The organism is Rugamonas sp. (assembly GCF_025354735.1).
Taxonomy (GTDB): domain Bacteria; phylum Pseudomonadota; class Gammaproteobacteria; order Burkholderiales; family Burkholderiaceae_D; genus Rugamonas.
In genome coordinates this window covers 1-22,217 of sequence record NZ_JANXMI010000131.1, presented here as the reverse complement: position 1 = coordinate 22,217, position 22,217 = coordinate 1, and the positions used below count along the sequence as shown (strand labels likewise).

16 protein-coding genes and 1 pseudogene are annotated in these 22,217 nt (G+C 61.4%); 3 read left to right on the top strand and 14 right to left on the bottom strand.

Annotated elements, in window-relative coordinates; all coding sequences use genetic code 11:
* Positions 1-17: 17 nt before the first annotated feature.
* The 13 genes and pseudogenes from Q0S71_RS10700 to Q0S71_RS10640 form a co-directional block, all read right to left on the bottom strand.
* Entirely contained in the window at positions 18-383 is a 366-nt protein-coding gene (locus tag Q0S71_RS10700) for an ATP synthase subunit I (protein WP_295994767.1), read from the bottom strand.
* Positions 384-678: 295 nt separating this feature from the next.
* The gene (locus Q0S71_RS10695; protein WP_295994764.1) at positions 679-1,566 is read right to left on the bottom strand and encodes a ParB/RepB/Spo0J family partition protein; all 888 of its coding nucleotides are present in this window, start codon (positions 1,564-1,566) and stop codon (positions 679-681) included.
* A 107-nt stretch (positions 1,567-1,673) separates the two neighbouring features.
* The gene (locus tag Q0S71_RS10690) at positions 1,674-2,444 is read right to left on the bottom strand and encodes an AAA family ATPase (RefSeq protein WP_295994762.1); all 771 of its coding nucleotides are present in this window, start codon (positions 2,442-2,444) and stop codon (positions 1,674-1,676) included.
* Positions 2,445-2,593: 149 nt separating this feature from the next.
* Positions 2,594-3,241, bottom strand: coding sequence for a 16S rRNA (guanine(527)-N(7))-methyltransferase RsmG (gene rsmG, locus Q0S71_RS10685; protein WP_295994759.1), 648 nt, complete (start codon positions 3,239-3,241; stop codon positions 2,594-2,596).
* Positions 3,238-5,169, bottom strand: coding sequence for a tRNA uridine-5-carboxymethylaminomethyl(34) synthesis enzyme MnmG (gene mnmG, locus Q0S71_RS10680; protein ID WP_295994756.1), 1,932 nt, complete (start codon positions 5,167-5,169; stop codon positions 3,238-3,240). The genes rsmG and mnmG overlap by 4 nt, the downstream gene beginning before the upstream one ends.
* A 197-nt stretch (positions 5,170-5,366) precedes the next feature.
* Complete coding sequence (locus Q0S71_RS10675) at positions 5,367-6,137, bottom strand: TSUP family transporter (protein ID WP_295994751.1); 771 nt, start codon at positions 6,135-6,137, stop codon at positions 5,367-5,369.
* Positions 6,138-6,362: 225 nt separating this feature from the next.
* Positions 6,363-8,432, bottom strand: a complete 2,070-nt coding sequence (locus Q0S71_RS10670; protein WP_295994748.1) for a 3-hydroxybutyrate oligomer hydrolase family protein — start codon at positions 8,430-8,432, stop codon at positions 6,363-6,365.
* 12 nt (positions 8,433-8,444) lie between these two features.
* A pseudogene (locus tag Q0S71_RS10665) lies at positions 8,445-9,487 on the bottom strand (branched-chain amino acid ABC transporter permease).
* A gap of 9 nt (positions 9,488-9,496) precedes the next feature.
* A complete protein-coding gene (locus Q0S71_RS10660; RefSeq protein WP_295994744.1) occupies positions 9,497-10,381 on the bottom strand; it encodes a branched-chain amino acid ABC transporter permease in 885 nt (294 codons plus the stop codon).
* A 70-nt stretch (positions 10,382-10,451) separates the two neighbouring features.
* Positions 10,452-11,687 (bottom strand): ABC transporter substrate-binding protein, encoded by a 1,236-nt coding sequence (locus tag Q0S71_RS10655; protein ID WP_295994742.1) that lies wholly within the window; start codon positions 11,685-11,687, stop codon positions 10,452-10,454.
* 46 nt (positions 11,688-11,733) lie between these two features.
* Complete coding sequence (locus Q0S71_RS10650) at positions 11,734-12,441, bottom strand: ABC transporter ATP-binding protein (RefSeq protein WP_295994740.1); 708 nt, start codon at positions 12,439-12,441, stop codon at positions 11,734-11,736.
* Positions 12,441-13,229: an ABC transporter ATP-binding protein gene (locus Q0S71_RS10645; protein ID WP_295994738.1), complete on the bottom strand. Its 789-nt coding sequence runs from the start codon at positions 13,227-13,229 to the stop codon at positions 12,441-12,443. Before Q0S71_RS10645 ends, Q0S71_RS10650 begins: the two co-directional genes overlap by 1 nt.
* Before the next feature lie 182 nt (positions 13,230-13,411).
* Entirely contained in the window at positions 13,412-15,037 is a 1,626-nt protein-coding gene (locus Q0S71_RS10640; protein ID WP_295994736.1) for a GMC family oxidoreductase, read from the bottom strand.
* 662 nt (positions 15,038-15,699) lie between these two features.
* Here Q0S71_RS10640 and Q0S71_RS10635 point away from each other — a divergent pair.
* From Q0S71_RS10635 to Q0S71_RS10625, 3 genes are all read left to right on the top strand, one after another.
* Positions 15,700-16,293, top strand: a complete 594-nt coding sequence (locus tag Q0S71_RS10635) for a PAS domain-containing protein (RefSeq protein ID WP_295994733.1) — start codon at positions 15,700-15,702, stop codon at positions 16,291-16,293.
* A 12-nt stretch (positions 16,294-16,305) separates the two neighbouring features.
* The gene (locus Q0S71_RS10630) at positions 16,306-17,967 is read left to right on the top strand and encodes an EAL domain-containing protein (RefSeq protein ID WP_295994730.1); all 1,662 of its coding nucleotides are present in this window, start codon (positions 16,306-16,308) and stop codon (positions 17,965-17,967) included.
* 702 nt (positions 17,968-18,669) lie between these two features.
* A complete protein-coding gene (locus Q0S71_RS10625) occupies positions 18,670-19,428 on the top strand; it encodes a 5'-methylthioadenosine/adenosylhomocysteine nucleosidase (RefSeq protein WP_295994794.1) in 759 nt (252 codons plus the stop codon).
* Between the two features lie 83 nt (positions 19,429-19,511).
* On the opposite strand, the gene putA is transcribed toward Q0S71_RS10625, so the two are convergent.
* Positions 19,512-22,217 (bottom strand): bifunctional proline dehydrogenase/L-glutamate gamma-semialdehyde dehydrogenase PutA (gene putA / locus Q0S71_RS10620; protein WP_295994728.1); only part of this gene is annotated, 2,706 nt, incomplete at its 5' end.

The following is a 22,217-nucleotide window of genomic DNA, read 5'->3' as shown; positions in this document are numbered from 1 at the left end:
CGTCCCGAAACGGGTGATTAAACTGCGAGCAATGACAACCAGTATGCCAAGGTTGCCACGGCGAAACCCAAGATCAGCCATAACCATGCGGCCGACTGAAACAGCGCTAGTGCCAGAGCGAACAGCACTACCGTGATAAATATTTTGACCATCTCGGCGCGGACATGCGTCCGCAGCGCCTTGTTGGCATCGTTTGAGCCGCCCGCAACGATCATCGCGTACATCAGGCTCCCGATGACTGCGATCGCTCCGCCATACGCGGCTGACCAACCTTTGTGTACCGTGCCCAGCGTAGCGGTGAGCAAGGCGAATCCAGTGGCGATAGCCAATTGGAGGGCAACGACTTTATAAACAGGCTTGGAAATACTCGTAGAATCACTCACTTGCCAAGTTCCCAGAAAAGCCGATAGTCCAAAGACACGGGATTATAAGTGGCTTTAATGAGTGGCGTCAAACGTTGCTGCACCGCAGCAGAGCAAATGCTGCGCGAATGACACGGTTTTAGAGCCTATTGCTCCACACTTGCACCAACTTGTGGCAAACGTGATGGTATAGGCAAGTTTTTGCTGGATGGTGGCGATTTACGACTGACTTTTACTTTTCCGGCCGCAGCGGTGGCGGCGCGGCGGTGGCAAACGGGACACTGGCGGCGAGCCCTTTCGCCGACAGCCAGCTACCTCAGGCGCGCAGCCGGGCCAGCACGCCGTCGAGAATGTCGAGGTCGGCGAAATCGATAATCATCTGGCCGCGGCCCTTGCTGCCCATCTTGAACACCACCGGCGTGGCCAGCACGTCGGACAACTCTTCCTCCAGGCGCGCGATGTCGCCCGACTTTTCCTTGTGGCGCGCCTCGACGGCCGGACTGGACTGCTCCTCCACCGTGCGCTGGACCAGTTTTTCCGTCTCGCGCACCGACAGGCGCTTGGCCACGACCACGGTGGCCAGCGTGATCTGGGTGGCGGCGTCGACCGGCAACAGCGCGCGCGCGTGGCCCATGTCGATATCGCCGGCCATCAGCATGGTTTGCACCGGCATCGCCAGGTTAATCAGGCGCAGCAGATTCGACACGGCGCTGCGCGAACGGCCGACGGCCGTGGCCGCCTGCTCGTGCGTGAAGCTGAAATCGGTAATCAGGCGGTGTATGCCCTGCGCCTCCTCGAGCGGATTGAGGTCTTCGCGCTGGATGTTCTCGATCAGCGCCATCGCGGCGGCGGCCTGGTCGTCGACATCGCGCACCAGCACCGGCAACTGCTCCAGCCCGGCGATCTGGGCCGCGCGGAAGCGGCGCTCGCCGGCGATGATTTCATATTTGACCAGGCCGGTCAGCGCATCGGTGCCGACCGGACGGACCAGGATGGGCTGCATGATGCCCTGGGTCTTGATCGACGCCGCCAGTTCCTGCAGGCCGCCCTCGTCCATGCGCGTGCGCGGCTGATACTTACCGGCCTGCATCTGCGAGACGGGCAAAGCCGATGGCGTGCCCAGCGCCGGATTATTCAGGTCGCCATCGCCGCCGAGCAGCGCGTCCAGGCCGCGGCCGAGACCTTTGAGTTTTTTGGTTGCCATGCTGTCCTAATTATTCTGTGTATGTTTGCCCAACGGTCACCGCCCCGCAGCCTGAACCAGAGTCGGCCTAAACCGCCGCACCCCGATCAGCCGCAGCGTGAAGAACCTTACATTTTCTTGATGCGCTCGACCATCTCGGCACCGAACGCGATATACGCCTGCGCGCCCTTGGACGAGGGATCGAAGTTCACGCCCGGCAAGCCGTACGACGGCGCCTCGGCCAGCCGCACATTGCGCGGAATGATGGTGTTGAACACCTTGTCGCCGAAATGCTGCTCCAGCTGCGCCGACACCTGCTGCGACAGCGTCATGCGCGGATCGAACATCACGCGCAGCAGGCCGATGATCTTCAAGTCCGGATTCAGGTTGGCGTGCACCTTCTTGATGGTGTTGACCAGGTCCGACAAGCCTTCCAGCGCGTAATACTCGCACTGCATGGGGATGATGACGCCATGGGCGGCGCACAGGCCGTTCAGCGTCAGCATCGACAGCGCCGGCGGGCAGTCGATCAGGATGAAATCGTACTCCTGGTCGACCAGCGCCAACGCATCCTTCAAGCGGCGCTCGCGGTGATCGAGTTCCACCATCTCGACTTCGGCGCCGGCCAGTTCGCGGTTCGACGGCAGCACGTCGAAGCGCCCCGCTTCCGAGCGCTGGCGCGCGGTGGCGACGTCGGACTCGCCCAGCATCACCTCGTAGGTCGACGCCTTCAGTCCCGCCTTGTTGATGCCCGCGCCCATGGTGGCGTTGCCCTGCGGGTCCAGGTCGACCAGCAATACGCGCTGATCCAGTTTGGCCAAGCCGGCTGCCAGGTTGACACTGGTGGTAGTCTTACCTACGCCGCCTTTTTGATTCGCTACACAAAATATTTTGGCCATGTATCTTCTTATTGTCAGATTGCATCATCAAACCGTTTTCGATAGGCTATCGGAAATATCGATTTGATTTATATTATTTATACTATTAAAACTGTATAAATCATTTATATCGTTTATACCGTATAAACGATTTATACCATTTATATTGTTTATACCGTTTTACGGATGAACACGAGATGGCGTTCCGCATCCAGTCCCGGCACCGTCAAAGGCTGTAAATGGCTTACTTTCCAGTCCGCCGGCAAGCGCTCGCGCTCGTCCTGCGGTGCCACCCCTTTCAAGGCGATGAATTGCCCGCCCTCGGCCAGCAAATGGCCCGACCAGTTGACGAAGTCCGACAGGTCGGCAAAGGCGCGCGAGGTGATGACGTCGTATGGCTGCTTCACTTCCAGCTGCTCGACCCGCATCGTGTACACGGTCACATTGGCCAGGCCCAGCTCCGCCTTCACCTGCGTCAAAAACGCGGTCTTCTTGTGCACCGTGTCTATCATGGCCACCTTCATGTCCGGCCGCGCGATCGCCAGCACCATGCCCGGCAAGCCGCCGCCGGCGCCGACGTCGAGCACATTGACCGCGCCCGCGAAGGCCGGCACCGCCGCCAGCGAGTCGAGCAGGTGATGCGTCACCATCTGCATCGGATCGCGCAGCGACGTCAGGTTGTACACCGAATTCCATTTCAACAGCAGCGCCAGATAATCGAGCAGCTTGTCGACTTGCGCTTGATTCAGTTCCAGCGGCAGTTCCTTGATGCCATTGCTTAATACCTGGGCCAGCGCGGCCCGATCGAACTGCTTCATTGAACCGCCTCATCCTTCAAAGTGATCAAGCCGCCGAAGCCGGCTTTTTTCAGATGCACCAGCAGCAACGAAATCGCGGCCGGCGTCACGCCGGAAATGCGGGACGCCTGACCCAGCGTTTCCGGACGCTGCGCGTGTAGCTTCTGGCGCACTTCGACCGACAGCGCGGGGATGTCGAGGTAGTTGAAACCGTCGGGCAGCGGCAGGTTTTCGTAGTGCTCGTGACGCTCGACTTCCTTGCTCTGGCGTTCGATATAGCCCGAATATTTGAGCTGGATGGCGACCTGTTCCTGCACCGCCAGGTCTTCCACGCCGGGTCCGCCGAGCACCTGGCCATCAACGCCGAGCATGCTCATCAGCATTTCATATTCGACGTTGGGACGGCGCAGCAGGTCGGCCAGCGAGTATTCCCGCTCGATGGCCTGGCCGATGACGCGCTCCGATTCGGCCGCCGCCAGGATGCGCGGATTGACCCACGTGGAACGCAGGCGCTCCAGTTCCAGCGCGACCGATTCGCGTTTTTTCTCGAAGGCCTGCCACTGGGCGTCGCCGACGACGCCGAGCTTGCGGCCGATTTCCGTCAAGCGCATGTCGGCATTGTCTTCGCGCAGGCTGAGGCGGTACTCGGCGCGGCTGGTGAACATGCGGTACGGTTCCAGCACGCCTTGCGTGACGAGGTCGTCGACCAGCACGCCGAGATAGGCTTCGGAACGGCCCGGCGTCCACGATTCGCGGTCCGAGGTTTGCAGCGCGGCGTTGATGCCGGCCAACATGCCCTGCGCCGCCGCTTCTTCGTAGCCGGTGGTGCCGTTGATTTGGCCGGCGAAATACAGGCCGGATACGGCCTTGGTTTCCAGCGACGCTTTGAGGCCGCGCGGGTCGAAATAATCGTATTCGATGGCGTAGCCGGGACGCAGGATGTGGGCGTTTTCCATGCCCTTCATCGAGCGCACCAGGGCGATCTGCACGTCGAACGGCAGGCTGGTGGAGATGCCGTTCGGATAGAATTCATGCGTGGTCAAGCCTTCCGGCTCCAGGAAAATCTGGTGCGATTCCTTGGAGGCGAAGCGGTGGATCTTGTCTTCGATCGACGGGCAATAGCGCGGACCGACGCCTTCGATGACGCCCGTGTACATGGGGCTGCGGTCGAGGCCGGCGCGGATGATGTCGTGGGTTTTCGTGTTGGTGTGGGTGACCCAGCACGGCATCTGCTTCGGATGCATGGCGGCGTTGCCCATGACGGAAAACACCGGCACCGGATCGAGGTCGCCCGGCTGTTCGGCCATCTGGCTGAAGTCGATGCTGCGGCCGTCGATGCGCGGCGGGGTGCCGGTTTTCAGCCGGCCCTGCGGCAGCTTCAATTCCTTCAGACGGGCCGACAGCGAAATCGCCGGCGGATCGCCGGCGCGGCCGGCCGAGTAGTTTTGCAGGCCGACGTGGATTTTACCGTCGAGGAAAGTACCGGCCGTCAGCACGACGGCGCGCGCCAGGAATTTCAGGCCGATCTGGGTCACGGCGCCGACGACGCGGTCGCCTTCGACGATCAAGTCATCGACGGCCTGCTGGAACAACCACAGATTGGCCTGGTTTTCCAGGCGCGAACGGATGGCTTGCTTGTACAGGAGGCGGTCGGCCTGGGCGCGGGTGGCGCGCACGGCCGGCCCCTTGGACGAATTGAGGATGCGGAACTGGATGCCGGACTCGTCGGTGGCTATCGCCATCGCACCGCCCATGGCATCGACCTCTTTGACCAGGTGGCCTTTGCCGATGCCGCCGATGGACGGGTTGCAGGACATCTGTCCCAGGGTTTCAATATTGTGCGTCAGCAGCAGCGTTTTCTGGCCCATGCGGGCAGAAGCGAGGGCGGCCTCGGTGCCGGCGTGACCGCCGCCAACGACGATGACGTCGAATTCAGTTGGAAATAACATAATGGATTTTGGAGCTGCGTGGGGATTAAGGACAGATTATAGAGTCTTTTTGAGGTGGCGACTTTTTTGTGCTCAAATTTTCACCACCACCACGACGACGGCGGGCTGGGCCATTGTTCCACGTGAAACATATCAAAAAGGGCAGCGTTGTCGCCATCGCCGCCCTGCTTTGTTTCACGTGAAACAGTGGTCTATCGTTAACCATGCCAACGCAGTATCGCGTCGTAGCTGGTTTTAACGATCAGCACCGACACCACCAGCAAGAACAGTTTGCGCACGAAGGCGCTGCCGTGGCGCATCGCCATCCGGGAGCCGACCAGCGAACCGGCGATCTGGCACACGGCCATCATCGCGCCCAGTTGCCAGATCAGGTGGCCGCTGTAGCCGAACCAGACCAGCGCCGAGAAATTGCAGGCGACGTTGACGACCTTGGCCACGGCCGAGGCGCCGAGGAAATCGAAGCCGAAGATGCGCACGAACAGGAATACGAGAAAGCTGCCGGTGCCGGGTCCGAAGAAGCCGTCGTAGAAGCCGATGCCGGCGCCGACCAGCAGCGCCAGCAGCTGTTCCCTGGTGCCGCTGTGCGCGGGCGCGTGGACGCTGCCGAAATCCTTTTTCATGAAGGTGTAGGCGGCGACGACGATCAGCACGATGGGCAGGAAGGTGCGCATGAAGTCCGGCGAGACCTTGGTCAGCGTGTAGGCGCCGAAGAAGGCGAACACCAGCGCGGCGATCGCCGCCGGCGCGGCCGTCGACCAGGCGATGCGCACGCGCCGCGCATAACTGGCGGCCGCCATGCCGGTGCCGCAGATCGCGGACAATTTATTGGTGCCGATCAGGGTCGCCGGGTTCATATCGGGGAACACGGAAAACAGCGCGGGAATCTGGATCAGGCCGCCACCGCCGACCACCGCATCCACCAGACCCGCGCCGAACGCGGCGACACCCAACACCAGATAATCGACCATAGCTTCCTAGATACAAAAACGAGAAGGCTATATTGTACGAAGAAAAGACGGACGGTCGGCGATGTCGATGCCTATGTCGACACACGTCATGTCCTGTCCCGCCCTGCCGCTCCACAATCAAATTGTTTCACGTGAAGCAGTCAGGGAGGCTGAGCGGGCCAACATAGCGGCGGCTGACGATGGCACTAGGTTGTTGCGAAGAAGCAATAAAACGACCGCGCCGCTTCAGTTCGGCACGTTGACCAGAGAGCCGGACACGACGATGGCATTGCCGGCCGCCGGCGCGGCGGCGATGGGCGGCACGTTGAACACGGTAATCGGCGTGGCGGCGCTAGACCTTGTCACCGTCCGCACCACTTGCGATGGCGGCAAAGCCTGCTGGTTTTTCAGGTAGGCGTACATGGCGTCGAGCGCGTGTATCAGGTAGACGTGCAAGGGCACTATCGACGCCGGCAGGGTGCTGGCGAACGCGTCGAAATGGTTGGCGTTGGTCACTTCGATGTAGCGCAGCTTGCTGTTCGCGCCCTCCACCGCCGAGTTCAGCGCTAGATAGGCGCGCGCCGCGTGATTGACCGGTATCAGCGTATCGCTGCGGCCCTGGACGATGATGGCGGGCTTGCCGTGTAAATCGCCGCTGGCCCTGACGGCCGCCATGCCGGCCTGGACCCGCGCGCTCTGCGCCGCCAACGCCGTGCTCAAGGCGCCGGCCGTGACCGGATCGGTGCCCGTCGCCAGCGCCCGCAGACACAGGAATCCGTCCAGCGCCTGATCCGCCAGGTCGCTGCCGGGCGACACGGCGGCGGTATAAGCGATGGCGCCGCCGACCGCGTCCTCGTACATCACATTGCCAATAATGCCATTCTGCGTGGCAAAGCTGGCGGCCTTTTGCGCCACGCTGAACGCGACCGGCAAGCCGCTGGCGTCGGTCTGGGTGTAGCTGAAACCGCACAGCTTGTCGGCGACGGAGAATTTGCCGTAAGCATAGGCGTAGGTCACGGCCACCAGGATATTGGTGCCGGCATGGGCCGCCTGTAACACATCGGAATCCGGCAGCCAGCCATAAGCGTGAAGCCGGGCGCTGGCATCGCTTTGCTGCTGCGCCAGCGTGATGCCGTTCAACAAGCCCTTGCCGGCCAGCGCGGTGCAACGGCCGGCGCTGCCAGCGAGGCAAGGCTGATACAAGGCCGCATAGGTCGAATAGTCGAACAAGGACTTGCCGCGCGCGCCTATCGTCACCCCGCCCTGCTGCACGACATAGCCAGGCCCGGACGCCGGCTGGATCTGCGCTTCGGTGGCGGCGACGCCGCTAACCAAGCCGGCGGTATCCTGCTCGGCCGCCAGCAGGGCCGAACCGGCGCCGTTGGAAATACTCGAGGCGATGGCGATGGTGTTCTTCGGCGTCAGGCGCACGATGTGGCTGCTGCCGTCGCTGGCCAGCGCGCCATACTTTTCATTGAGCACGTAGTAGGCGAACTCGATGGCCTGCAAGGTGTACCTGCCCCAATTCTGTTCCGGATTCTGCTGCGAGTGCGCGTGCTTGAACGCGATCCGGTTCGGCGCGGCCTGCGCAAACTGGGCGCGGGCCGCGTCGCTCAGGTCGGGCGCGAAGATGGCGTTTTTGCCGGCGGCGGCGCGGTCGGCGCGCACGCCGTTTTGCAGGTTCACGCCATCATCGTCGAAGGTATAGAGGCCGGTGCCGCCACCCTTGTCGGTGTAAGCCACCGCGCAATGGTTTTTCAATCCCCATTCCCCGGCGCTGCCGATGGCGCCATAAATGCCGCGCGAGCCGCTCGACGTGGCCGTGACGATGCAGGCATTGTTGACCGGGTCGAAACCGTCCGGCACTTGCACCATCAGCGTGACATTGCCCTTGCCGCTGCCGTCGTCGGCGTAAGCGATGTATTCGGTGCCGGCGATCTTGCCCGCGCCGCCGGTGACGTTGCCGGCGGCATCGACGTTCGGGCCGTACAGGGAACCGTAGCCGCTGTTGGCGTTGATATCGAGCACGGCGCGATAATTGGCGTAGATGGCGTTGCGGCGCAACTCGGCGGGCGTGGGATGGTTGACATCGGCATAGGCCGGCGCGACGGCGGCCGCCAGTCCGCCGGCGCCCAATCCCGCCGTCAGCAAGTCGTCCGTGTTGCCGTCATAGCTGGTAGTGCTGATGGCGCCCAGATAGGACGGCCGCGAATTGCTGTTATCGGGACCGTTTTTGTTTACGCCGCCGCACGACGTCATGCCCAGGCTGGCGCCCGCCAGCGCCAGCACAATGGCGCCCTTCTTGATCGTTTCCATGGTCCGGCTCCTTCAAGCGGTTTTGACGGCGGGTTTTTCGGCGGCGGCCGCATCGGACACGGACGCCGGCGCGGACACGGGCCTGGCGCCGAAACGCGCCGCGATTTCGCCGACGATGCCGCGCCGGAACAGCAACACGCAGGCGACGAAGATCACGCCCGTGACCATGCTGACGGCCTCGCCCAGCGTGGCGAACCACTCGATGCCGGTGCGCGCGGCCATGAAGTTGCCGAAGTCGCCCAGCTGGTTTTCCAGCGCGACGATGAGGACGGCGCCCACTATCGGTCCGGACATCGTGCCCATGCCGCCAACCAGCGTCATCAGGATCACCAGGCCGGACATGGCCCAGTGCACGTCGGTCAGCGTTTCAAAGCCCTGCACCGCCACATTGGTCGCGCCGGCCAGGCCGCTGAGCGCGGCCGACAGCACGAAGGCCAGCAATTTGTAGCGGCCCACGTCGTAGCCGAGCGAGATGGCGCGCGGCTCGTTTTCCTTGATCGCCTTCAGCACCTGGCCGAACGGCGAATGCACGATGCGCACGATCAGGGCGAAACCGGCCACGGCGATGGCCAGCACCACGTAATACAAGACCCTGTCGTTGCCGAGCTCGACCAGTCCGAATAATTTTCCACGTGGAACACCCTGCAAGCCGTCTTCGCCGCCCGTGTAATCGCCCAGCCGCAAGGCGGCAAAATAAACCAGCTGGGCCAGCGCCAGCGTAATCATGGCGAAGTAGATGCCTTGGCGGCGGATCGCCAGCAAGCCCATCACAAGGCCCAGCACGGCGCCGGCGGCGACGCCGGCCGCAAGCCCAGCCCGAGGCCCATGCCGGGCGCCTTGAGCACATTGCCGGCCACGTAGCCGGCCACGCCGAAGAAGGCGGCATGGCCGAAGGACAGCAGGCCGGTGTAAGCGATCAGCAAATTGTAGGCGCAGGCAAACAAGGCGAAGCAGAGCAGCTTCATCAGGAAAACCGGATAGGCGAAGAACGGCGCCGCCAGGGCCAGAATCAGGAGCAAGGCCATGGCGAGCGTATAAGCGATATTTTTATTCATCGCACCTCCCTATCGTTCTTTGCCGAACAGGCCGGCCGGACGCAGCAGCAACACCACGATCATCAGCACGAACACGACGGTCGCCGAACCCGGCGCGTAAAACACCCGCGTCAAGCCTTCGATGACGCCGAGGCCGAGGCCGGTCAAGATGGAACCCATGATGGAACCCATGCCGCCGATCACCACAACGGCGAACACGACGATAATCAGGTTGGAACCCATCAGCGGCGAGACCTGGATGATGGGGGCCGCCAGCACGCCGGCCAGGCCCGCCAGCGCGACGCCGTAGCCATAGGTCAGCGTCACCATCAGCGGCACGTTGACGCCGAATGCTTCGACCAGCCGCGGATTTTCGGTGCCGGCCCGCAAATAGGCGCCGAGCTTGGTTTTTTCGATGACGAACCAGGTCGCGAAACAGACCAGCAGCGAGACCGCCACCACCCAGGCGCGGTAGTTGGGCAGGATCATGAAGCCGAGATCGGTCGATCCTTGCAGCAGGGCCGGCGTGTCGAAGGGCTGGCCGGACACGCCGTAGAAAGACCGAAAAATACCCTCAAGCAACAATGTCAGGCCGAAGGTCAGCAGCAGGCCGTAGACCTGGTCGACTTTATACAGCCAGCGCAACATCGTGCGTTCGATGGCGATGCCGAAGGCGCCGACCAGCAGCGGCGCCACGATCAGCATCAGCCAGTAACTGGCGCCGAAATAATGGATGCCCATCCAAGCCAGAAACGCGCCCATCATGTACAGGGCGCCGTGCGCAAAATTGATTACATTGAGCAAGCCGAATATCACCGCCAGCCCCAGCGACAACATCGCATAGAACGAACCGTTGACCAGGCCCAGCAACAGCTGGCTCATCAGCGCCTGGACGGAAATGCCGAAATATTCCATGGGTGTGCAGTCTCAACAGAAAGGTCGAAAACGGCGCTTGCGCAGCGGCCGCCGCCGCGCAAGCGCCGGCTTATTTCCACAGCGCGCACTTCGATTCGGCCTTGGTCAGATAGGCTTGCGCACCGGGCACCGTGGTGACGATCTTGTAGTAATCCCAGGGGTATTTGGATTCCGACGGTTTTTTCACTTCCATCAAATACATATCGTGGACCATGCGGCCGTCGGGCCGGATTTCGCCGCCCCGGGTGTACATATCGTTGATTTTGGTTTTTTTCAGATACGCCATGACCTTGTCGGCATCGTCGCTGCCGAGCGCTTTCACCGCCTTCAGATAGGTGCTCGCGGCCGAGTAATCGGCGGCCTGCAAACTCGACGGCTCCTTCTTCATTTTTTCAAAGTAACGCTTGGCCCAGGCCCGCGTGTCGGCGTTCATGTCCCAGTACCAGCTGTCCGTCAAATACATGCCCTGCGTCATATTCAAACCGAGCGCGTGCACGTCGTTGATAAACATCAGCAAGCCGGCCAGCTTCATCTTCTTGGTGATGCCGAACTCGTTGGCCGCCTTGATGGAATTGATGGCGTCGCCGCCGGCGTTGGCCAGTCCCAGTATCTGCGCGTTCGAGGCCTGCGCCTGCAACAGGAAGGACGAAAAATCGGAGGCGCCCAGCGGATGGCGCACGCCGCCCAGCACCTTGCCGCCGCTGGCCTTGATGACGTCGGACGTGTCTTTTTCCAGCGACTGGCCGAAGGCGTAGTCGGCGGTCAGGAAATACCAGGTTTTGCCGCCCTGCTTGACGATGGCGCTGCCGGTGCCGCGCGCCAGCGCCACCGTGTCGTAGGCGTAATGCACGGTGTAGGGCGTGCAATCCTCGTTGGTCAGGCGCGAGGTGCCGGCGCCGATGGCGATGAAGACGCGCTTCTTGTCCGCCGCCACCTTGGCCATCGCCAGGCTGGTGCCGGAATTGGTGCCGCCGATCAGCAGGTCGACGCCCTGCTGGTCCAGCCATTCGCGCGCCTTGGAGGCGGCGACGTCGGCCTTGTTCTGGTGGTCTGCGGACACGAACTCGACGCGCTTGCCCGGTACGACGACGCCGGCGTCGGCGATCGCCATCTTGACCGCCTCCGCCCCGCCCTGGCCGTCGATATCGGTGTAGACGCCGGACATGTCGGTAATCAGGCCGATCTTGATGACGTCGCCCGAAATCTGGGCGACGGCGGCTTGCGGCAAACCTAGCAGGCCCAGCGCACAAGCGAGCGCAAGGGCATGGGCATGGGCATGGGCATGGGCGATGGCGTTCAGTTTCATGTGGTCTCCGTTATACGATGATGGTCATGGATTTCCGGCAATCCCGCTACACGCCCAACAGCTCGGTCAACACCGGCATCCTGGCGCTCAATTCCGATGCAGCAAACGTCTCGACGATCTGACCGTGCTCCATCACATAAAACCGGTCCGCCAGCGGCGCGGCGAAGCGGAAGTTCTGTTCCACCATGACGATGGTGTAACCGTTGGCCTTGAGCGCCGTAATCATGCGCGCCAGGCCCTGCACGATGACCGGCGCCAGCCCCTCGGAAATTTCGTCGAGCAGCAGCAAGCGGGCGCCGGTGCGCAAGATGCGCGCCACGGCCAGCATCTGCTGTTCGCCGCCCGACAGCCGGCTGCCCTGGCTGTGCTTGCGTTCTTCCAGATTGGGAAACATGGCATAGATTTCCGCCACCGTCATGCCCGGCGCGGCGCCGGCCAGCCGCGGCGGCAACATCAGGTTTTCCTCGGTCGACAGCGAGGAAAAAATGCCGCGCTCCTCGGGACAGTAGCCGACCCCGAGGTGGGCTATTTTGTGGGTCGCCAAACCGATCGCCTGCACGCCGTGGATTTTGATCGAGCCCTCGCGCGCGCCGGTCAGACCCATGATGGCGCGCAGCGTGGTGGTGCGGCCGGCGCCGTTGCGGCCCAGCAGCGTGACCACTTCGCCGCTGCGCACCGTCAAGTTTACGTCGTGCAAAATATGCGACTCGCCATACCAGGCATGCAGATTGGAAATCTCCAGCGCGCTCGTCATCACTGCCCTCCCCCCGGCGCGGCGCCGCCCGCGTCGGTCCCCGCATCGGTCCCCATATACGCTTCCATCACCTGGGCGTTGGCCGACACTTCGGCGTAGCTGCCTTCGGCCAGCACGGCGCCGCGCTGCAAAACGGAAATGCGGTCGCAGATGCCGGACACGACCTTCATATTGTGTTCGACCATCAGGATGGTGCGGCCTGCCGAGACTTTTTTTATCAGCGCCGTGACCCGGTGGACGTCCTCGTGGCCCATGCCCTGCGTCGGCTCGTCGAGCAGCATCAGCTCCGGTTCCATCGCCAGCGTGGTCGCGATTTCGAGCGCGCGCTTGCGGCCGTAGGGCAGATCGGCGGTCAGCGTGGCGGCGAAATCGGCCAGGTCCACCTCGGCCAGCAACTGCATCTCGCGTTCGTCCAGGCGCGACAGGGCGCGTTCGCTTTGCCAGAAATAAAACGAGGTGCCGAGCTGGCGCTGCAGGCCGATGCGCACGTTTTGCAGCACCGTCAAATGGGGAAACACGGCCGAAATCTGGAAGGAGCGGATCACGCCCATGCGCGCGATGCGGGCCGGGCCGGCGTGGCTGATGTCGCGGCCGTTGAACAGAATTTTGCCCGACGTCGGCACCAGGAATTTCGTCAGCAAATTAAAGCACGTGGTTTTGCCGGCGCCGTTGGGGCCGATGAGCGCATGGATATGGCCGCGCCGCACTTGTAAATTCACTTTGCTGACCGCCGTATAGCCCTTGAACTGCTTGGTCAGATCGCTCGTCTCCAGTATCAGGTCCGCCATCTTGTCTCCCGGTGTGTCTTTTTATAGCGCTGCGTTATGCACAGATATTAATATTTTCGACAACAGTACAGGAAAATTATGGCCAATGATTGATCCAGGCCTAGCGTCGCGCGCGGATAGTGTGGCGGTGGAAGAACAAGTGCGGAACAAATGCGAAATAAGCGCGGACTCGGCGCGATGGATTATTTCCAGGCCGCATGAATGAGCTCGGCGGCCCGTTCGGCGATCATGATGGTCGGCGCATTGGTGTTGCCGGAAGTGATAGTGGGCATGATGGACGCGTCGACCACGCGCAGGCCGGCCACGCCGAGCACGCGCAACTGGCTGTCGACCACGGCCAGCGCGTCGCCGGCCCGGCCCATTTTGCAGGTGCCGACCGGGTGAAAGATGGTGGTCCCGATCAGGCTGGCGGCCGTGGCCAGTTCCTCCTCGGTCTGGTAATCCAGGCCGGGCTTGAATTCCACCGGCGCATATTTTTTCAGCGCCGGGGCGGCGACGATGCGGCGCGTCAGATTGAGCGCGGCGGCGGCGCAGCGGCGGTCCTCGGGCGTGCTCAGGTAGTTGGGCGTGATCCTGGGCGCGGCGTAGGCATCCTTGTCGGCCACGCGGATGTGGCCGCGCGACGTCGGCCGCAAATTGCAGACGCTGGCCGTGAACGCCGGAAACGCGTGCAACGGTTCTCCGAACTTTTCCAGCGACAGCGGCTGCACGTGATATTGCAGGTCGGGCGTGGCCTGGCCGGCGTCGGAGCGGGCGAAAGCGCCCAGCTGCGACGGCGCCATCGACATCGGCCCGCTCTGGAACAGCGCATATTCCAGGCCAATGCGCAACTTGCCGTACCAGGTGCCGGCCATGATGTTCAGCGTCCTGGCGCCGTCGACCTTGAACACCATGCGCAGCTGCAAGTGGTCTTGCAGGTTTTCGCCGACGCCGGCCAGTTCGTGCAGCGGCAGAATGCCGTGTTCGCGCAGCAAGGCGGCCGGGCCGATGCCGGACAGTTGCAGTATCTGCGGCGAGCCGACGGCGCCGGCCGCCAGCAGGGTTTCGCGTTGCGCCAGCGCCTGATAGCGCGTGCCGCCGCCGGTGAAAATCACGCCCCGGCAACGCGGCCCTCCTTCTCCCGTTTCCATCAGCAAATGTTCCACGTGGCAGCCCGTCATGATGGTCAGATTCGGCCGCGACGAGGCCGGTTTCAAAAACGCCTTGGCCGCGTTCCATCGGATGCCGCGTTTTTGATTGACGTCGAAGTAGGCGCTGCCGGCGTTGTCGCCGCGGTTGAAATCCTCCACTTTCGCGATGCCGACCTGCTCCGCCGCGTCGCGAAAGGCGTCCAGTATCGGCCACGACAGGCGCTGCTTTTCCACCCGCCATTCGCCGCCGGCACCGTGCTCGGGCGAGGCGCCGCGGTAGAAATCCTCGCTCTTTTTGAACAGCGGCAACACCGCATCCCAGCGCCAGCCGGGATCGCCGGTCAGCTCGGCCCAGTGCTCGTAATCGGCGGCCTGGCCGCGCATGTAAATCATGCCGTTGATCGACGAGCTGCCGCCGAGCACTTTTCCGCGCGGATAAATCAGGCTGCGGCCGTTCAGTCCGGCGTCGGCTTCGGTGCGGAAGCGCCAGTCGGTGCGCGGATTATCGATGCAATGGAGGTAGCCGACCGGGATGTGGATCCAGACGTAGTCGTCCTTGCCGCCGGCTTCGATCAGCAATACGGTGGCCTTGGGATCGCGGGTGAGCCGGTTGGCCAGCACGCAACCGGCCGTGCCCGCGCCGATGATGATGTAGTCGTATTGCCCAGCTGATTCCAAAGACGGCTCCTCCATGGACATGACAACAGCGATTTTTGCGCCTGAAACCGGCCCTCCAACTCAGGCGGCCGTGGCAAAAAACTTATCCGCTAAACACTAAAAACAGCGTTTCAGCCTGTGTATAACTATATGGATATCCACAGGCACCAAATGTGAGTAAACCGAAATTTTTTTGAGGCCTGTTTTCTTGTCCAGAAACAGTTACGCGCTCATACACGGCTTTCAAACCCGCTTATTCAATCCGCAAGGGCTTGATTCTAATTCAAAATGAGCACTTATCCACAGAAAAGTGTCTACGTTAACAACTACTACTATTCTTTATATCTATCTTTGTAGAGTAAACCAGGACAAACCAAAACCAAGCGCCCCAAGCCCAGCAGCAACGGCAAAACCACAGCCCACGGTAATTGCCGAGGCGTATGAACAAATGGTATTTCTTTGACATCACAGTTCATCTATACTGAATCGGTCAACGCGCGCAAGCCGACTGCCGGAGCCATTTTGTTCAGACTGAGCAACCACCGTGGTGTTATCCGCCGTATCACGCCATCTTCGGGCGCAATGGCGACAGCCGTGTCGGACACTTCCCGATGAGCAGCTCGCCACCGGCTTTTTCTTCCCGATTACCGCATTCATCAGCGTATGTCCGATTTCGCCGCCGCTTGCTGACTGGCGCTTTCGGCTTGCTGGTCCTGGCCATCGCCGTGGTCGCATCGCAACTGCACGCCGCCTATTTCAAAGGCATGCAAGGCGCCGGCCTGGGATTGCTATTGCTGCTGTTGCTGGCCGCCTGCCATTTCGCCCTGCGCGCCTACGCCAGGCTGGAAGAACGGGAGCTGCGTTATCGCCAGCTCTACGCGACCAGCCGCGAAATGGAAGAAAAACTGCGCGTGAGCGAACAGCGGCTGCGCCTCGTCACCGATAATCTGCCGGTCCTGATCGCCTATGTCTGCAAGGATGAGCGCTATCGCTTCGCCAATCGTTTGTTCAACGAAACCTATGAACTCGACAATGCCGCCGGCAAGACCGTGGCCGAAATCATCGGCCCGGCCGGCTATGAACAGACGCGGGCCCATTTGCAGCGCTCCATGGCCGGCGAAAGCGTGTATTTCGAGCGCGACGTGCCGCAAAAAAACGGCGCCCGCGTCGAAGGCGTGACCTATATTCCCGACCGCGACGCCGAGGGCGAGGTGGACGGCCTGTTTTTGATGATAGAAGACATCACGCTGCGCAAACAGGGTGAAGAATCGATGTAGCTGGCGGCGCTGATGTACCAAAACAGCTCCGAAGGCATGATGGTCACCGACACCAGCGGCATCATCCTGTCCGTCAATCCGTCGTTTTCCCGCATCAGCGGCTATCTGGAAGATGAAGTGGTCGGCCGCCAGGCCTATGAATTGACGTCGGACGGCAAAAAACCGCACATGCTCAACCGCATCCGTCACGCGATTTATCACACCGGGCAGTGGGAGGGCGAAATCTGGCACCGCCACAAGGATGGCGAGCATTACCTGGTGTCGCTGCGGTTTAATACCGTGTTCAACGAGGACGGCAAGGCCTTCCGGCTGGTGGCGCTGTTCTCGGATATCACCAAGAAAAAGGCGTCCGAGGAATTGATCTGGCGCCAGGCTAACTTCGACGGCCTGACCGGCTTGCCGAACCGGCGCATGTTCCACGAACGCCTGCTGCTGGAAATGAAGAAAACCGACCGCTCGCACCTGCCGATGGCCCTGGTCTTCATCGATCTCGACCACTTCAAGGAAATCAACGACACGCTGGGCCACGATTACGGCGATTTGCTGCTCAAGGAAGTGGCGAGCAGGCTGTCGCATTGCGTGCGCGGCACCGATATCGTGTCGCGCCTGGGCGGCGATGAGTTCACCGTCATCCTCAGCGAACTGCGTTACGCCGGCGACGTCGCCCGCATCGCGCAACAGATCCTGGAAAAAATGACGGCGCCATTCAATCTGAAACAGGAAATCGCCCAGATTTCTTCCAGCATCGGCATCACCTTGTACCCGGACGACGCCGCCGATGCCGACACCCTGCTCAAAAACGCGGACCAGGCCATGTACGCCGCCAAACAGCAGGGCCGCAATCGCTTCAATTATTTCGCGCCGTTCATGCAGGAAGCGACCCGCGTGCGCATGGCCTTGAGCAACGAATTGCGCGACGCCGTCCACCGCGACGAATTGCGGCTGGTGTTCCAGCCCATCGTCGACTTATCCACCGGAAAAATTTGCAAGGCGGAAGCGCTGGTGCGCTGGCAACATCCGGTGCGCGGATTGCTGAGCCCGTCCGAATTCATCGCGATCGCGGAAAGCAGCGGCATGATCGTCAGCATCGGCGACTGGGTGTTCCAGCAGGCGGCGCGGCAGGCCAAGCGCATGCAGCAGCTGGGATATCCGGATTTCCAGATCTGCGTCAATAAATCGGCCTGGCAGTTCCGCGATGACGGCAGCAATTATCAACAGTGGCTCGATTTGCTCGACGAACTGGAAATGTATCCCAAGAGCATCGTCATTGAAATCACGGAAAACCTGCTGCTCGACCCCACGCACGCGGTCAATGAAAAGATTCTGGCCTTCCAACATGCCCACATGCAGGTTTCGCTGGACGATTTCGGCACCGGCTACTGCTCGGTGGCGTTTTTAAAGCGCTTCAACATCGATTACATCAAAATCGACCCGGCTTTCGTCTCGAATCTCGCCGGCGGCGCCGACGGCATCACGCTTTGTTCGGCAATTGTTGCCATGGCGCACAAGCTCAGCATCAAGGTGATCGCCGAAGGCATAGAAACCAGACAACAAATGTCGGCGCTGAGGCTGGTTGGTTGTGATTTTGGCCAGGGATACTTCTTTTCCAAGCCGGTTTTGGGGCCGGAACTGGAAAAAAGCATGGAAATGGAACTGGCGCCTGTGGATAACTGACTGGATATCCACAGGATGAGTTGTGAGCAAGGCCGCACTTGTACGGGCGGCCGTATTTTATACAAAATTGCTCCTCTCCAGATACAAGTATTGTGCAAGCGCTTATCTTTCTTGTAAACGCATGATTTTTAAGCGCTTAAGCCAGTTATCCACAGAAAACGACGCGTTTACTATTACTACTATTTTTATATAAATCCTTTTGTAAACAACTAAACAGCAAAGCCGCAGGCCGGCCAAAAAAAAACGTTAACCGCGTTCTGGACAAAAAAACAGCGTCGCGAACGACGCCAGCAAATACCTGTTTTGCAAAACCAAACGACTGCGCAAAAACTTCCAGCGCCATTGTCAGCATCAAAAAGGGTCGAAATCCTCTGTTTTGAAGACCGCTCTGTGGACAACTGCTTGCATATCCACAGGATGAGATGTGGGAAAACTCCACTTTTGTCCACAAGCATTTTTTTATCCCAAAGCTGTCCGGGCTGGATACAATGTTTTTGAGGGTGCTAATACAAGCGCTAAGACCATGATTTTTCGGTTGTTAACCGACTTATCCACAGAAAAGTGCGCGTTTACTATCTATTACTAGATTTATATAGATCTTTAAATAAAACCTTAGTACAAACGGCTGCGGTGGAAAAGTGAGCCGAAACGAGCTTCAACCCTGAAAAAAGCGAATCCAGAACGATGAAATCGATGAAAAAAATGCGTTTAGGCGTCATCAGCGCCCTCGCCGAAGAACAGCAGGGGCTGATAGAGGCCATGCAGAGCCCCTACAAGCTCGTCCACGGCATGCGGGAATACATGGCAGGGCAGCTGTGGGAAATCGACGCTGTGTGCGTTCTGTCGCGTATAGGCAAGGTCGCCGCCGCCATGACGGCGGCTATCCTTGTGGAAAAGTTCGAAGTTACCCACATTGTTTTCACGGGAGTCGCTGGAAGTGGCGATGCCGGCGTCCAGGTTGGGGATATCGTGGTGGCTGAAACGTTGATACAGCACGATTTCGACGCCAGTCCCCTGTTTCCGCGTTTTGAAGTGCCGCTGACGGGCATGTCGCAGTTTCCCAGCGACCTGGCCTTGAGCGACCGCCTGGCCGCAGCGGCGCAACTATTCCTGCGGGTTCAGTTTGACGACGCGCTCCAGGAGGCGGAAAAAAAGGAATTTGGCCTGCAAGGGCCACGATTGCACCGTGGATTGATCGCCAGCGGCGACCAGTTCATCGGCAAGCGCGCGCAAGTGCTGCAATTGAAGGAGGCCCTGCCGCCATTGCTGGCGCTGGAGATGGAAGGCGCGGCCGTGGCGCAAGTGTGTTTCGAGCTCGGCATCCCGTTCGGCGTGATTCGCACGATTTCCGATAACGCCAACGAAGACGCCGCCGTCGATTTCATGCGTTTTGTGACGACTGTCGCCTCGCGTTATGCGTTTAACGTGATTAAAAACTTTTGCCACCTGTCGATGGCGTAAAAAAAGGCCGGAATCGAGCCGACAAAGACGTCGATTCGATTCCGGCCCGGGACCGCGGCAATTTTAAAACTTAAGGTTTAAGCTCAAGCCCCCAGCGTCATCAGGCTGGCGTTGCCGCCGGCCGCCGTCGTATTCACGCACAGAGCCCGCTCAGCAAGCAAACGCCACAGTGGTATGGCCACCTCCCCGCTGGTATCGATCAAGGCCACCAGGGCCCCGCTACGGGCCGCCAATTGCTCGTGCAGCTGGCCGACCAGCGCGGTTTCGACCAACGCCACCTGGAAATCGCCGTCGAAGGCGTTCAAATTGCCGATGACTTGCATCCTTTCCTTGACGGCGGCCGGCAAATCGGCCGGCACCAAGGTGTCCGACTGGGCCACGATCACGGCGTTATTGCCGCTGGCCAGCACCGCCGCCAGCTGGTTGAGCACGCCGTCGGTGGTGGCGGCCACGCACACGACGGTGCCGCGCGCCACGAAACTGAGCGTGTTGCGCTCGCCCGTCGGGCCCGGCAACACGGTGGTGCTGCCGACCATGCTGGTGCGGCTGTATTCCTCGGCCAGCGCCGTCAAGCGTTCGTGGTGCTGCAATTTTGACCACACCGCCAGCGCGTCGAGCGCCGGCGTCGACCGGCGCGCGTGATGCACCACATTGGCCGCGCCGCGTTGCAGGCGTTTCAGATACAGGGGACCGCCCGCTTTCGGGCCTGTGCCGGATTTGCCTTCGCCGCCGAAGGGTTGCACGCCGACCACGGCGCCGACGATGTTGCGGTTGACGTAGATATTGCCGACATGGGCGCGCGAGCTGATGAAGTCTATCGTTTCATCGATGCGCGAATGCACGCCCAGCGTCAGGCCGAAGCCGCTGTCGTTGATTTGCTCGATCAGCTTGGCCAAATCGGCGCGCTTGTAGCGGATCACGTGCAATACGGGACCGAATACTTCCTGCGTCAGCTCGCTCAGCGAGCGGATTTCCAGCACGGTCGGGGCGACGAAAGTGCCGGCGCCCACCACGCCGGCGGGCAAATCGAGCGAGTAGTGATCGATCGCCGTGGTTTTCAGTTTGTTGATGTGGGCCAGCAAATTCTGCCGGGCTTCGGCATCGATGACGGGGCCGATATCGGTCACCAGGCGGTCGGGATTGCCGACGCTCAGCTCCTGCATCGCGCCTTTCAGCATCTTGATGGTCTTGTCGGCGATTTCCTCTTGCAGGAACAGCACGCGCAGCGCCGAGCAGCGCTGGCCGGCGCTGTCGAAAGCGGAGGAGATCGCATCTTGCACGACTTGCTCCGGCAAGGCCGACGAGTCGACGATCATGGCGTTCTGGCCGCCCGTTTCGGCGATCAGCACGATCTCGGCCGCTTCCTGGACGGCGCGTTTGGCCAGCGTGCGGTTAATCAGCTGGGCCACTTCGGTCGAGCCGGTGAAAATCACGCCCTTGACGCGCGTATCCTCGCACAGGCGGGCGCCGACGACTTCGCCGCGTCCCGGCAGCAATTGCAGGGCGGCGCGGGGAATGCCGGCTTCGTGCAGCAGCTCGACGGCGCGGTAGGCGATCAGCGGCGTCTGCTCGGCCGGCTTGGCCAGCACCACGTTGCCGGCGGCCAGCGCGGCGGCGACCTGGCCGGTGAATATGGCCAGCGGGAAGTTCCACGGGCTGATGCAGGCCACCGGGCCCAGGGCCAGGGTGTTGCTGGCGCCCTGCACCTGCACCGCGTAATAGCGCAGGAAGTCGACCGCTTCGCGGATTTCCGCGACGGCGTTCGGCAGCGACTTGCCGGCTTCGCGGATCGCCATCGCCATCAGTTCCAGCTGATGCGTCTCGAACAGGTCGGCGGCGCGCAGCAGCGCGGCGGCCCGCAGCGAGGGTTCCGTGGTCTGCCAATCCATGGCGAAGTCGCTGGCGCTGGTGAGCGCCGTGGCGACGTCGACGGCGCTCGCTTCAACCAGCTGGCCGACGATGTCGCCGTTGCGCGCCGGATTGGTCACCGCCTGCGACGGCTGGCCGACGCTGACCGGACCGGCCAGCAGCGGCGAGGCGTGCCAGTTGCGCGGCGCGGCCAGCGCGTCGGCGATGGCGCGCAGCACGTCTTCGTTGGACAAGTCCAGGCCGGCCGAGTTCCGGCGTTCGGCGCCGAACAGGTCCAGCGGCAGCGCGATGCCGGTGTGCGGCACGCCGCCCTGTTCGCGCGCCAGCGCCAGCGGATCCTTGATGAGCGTGTCTATGGCGATGCTTTCGTCGACGATCTGGTTGACGAAGGACGAGTTGGCGCCGTTTTCCAGCAGGCGGCGCACCAGGTAGGCCAGCAGGGTTTCATGCGAGCCGACCGGCGCGTAGATGCGGCAGGCCTTGTCCAGATTATCCTTGCCGACGACCTGGTCGTACAAGGTTTCGCCCATGCCGTGCAGGCACTGGAATTCGTAGTCGGTCACGCCGTCGCGCTTGGCCCAGGTGAAAATCGTCGCCAGGGTTTGCGCGTTGTGGGTGGCGAATTGCGGATAGATCACGCTGGTCGCGCCCAGCAATTTTTGCGCGCAGGCCAGGTAGGACACGTCGGTGTAGACTTTGCGCGTGTAGACCGGGTAGCCGCTCATGCCATCGACCTGGGCGCGCTTGATTTCGGCATCCCAATACGCGCCCTTGACCAGGCGCACCATGAATTTGCGGCCGCTGCGCTTGGCCAGGTCGATCAGGAAATCGATGGCGTAGGGGCAGCGTGTTTGATATGCCTGCACCTCGAAGCCGATGCCGTCGAAACCGGCCAGATCGGGATCGTAGGCCATCGCTTC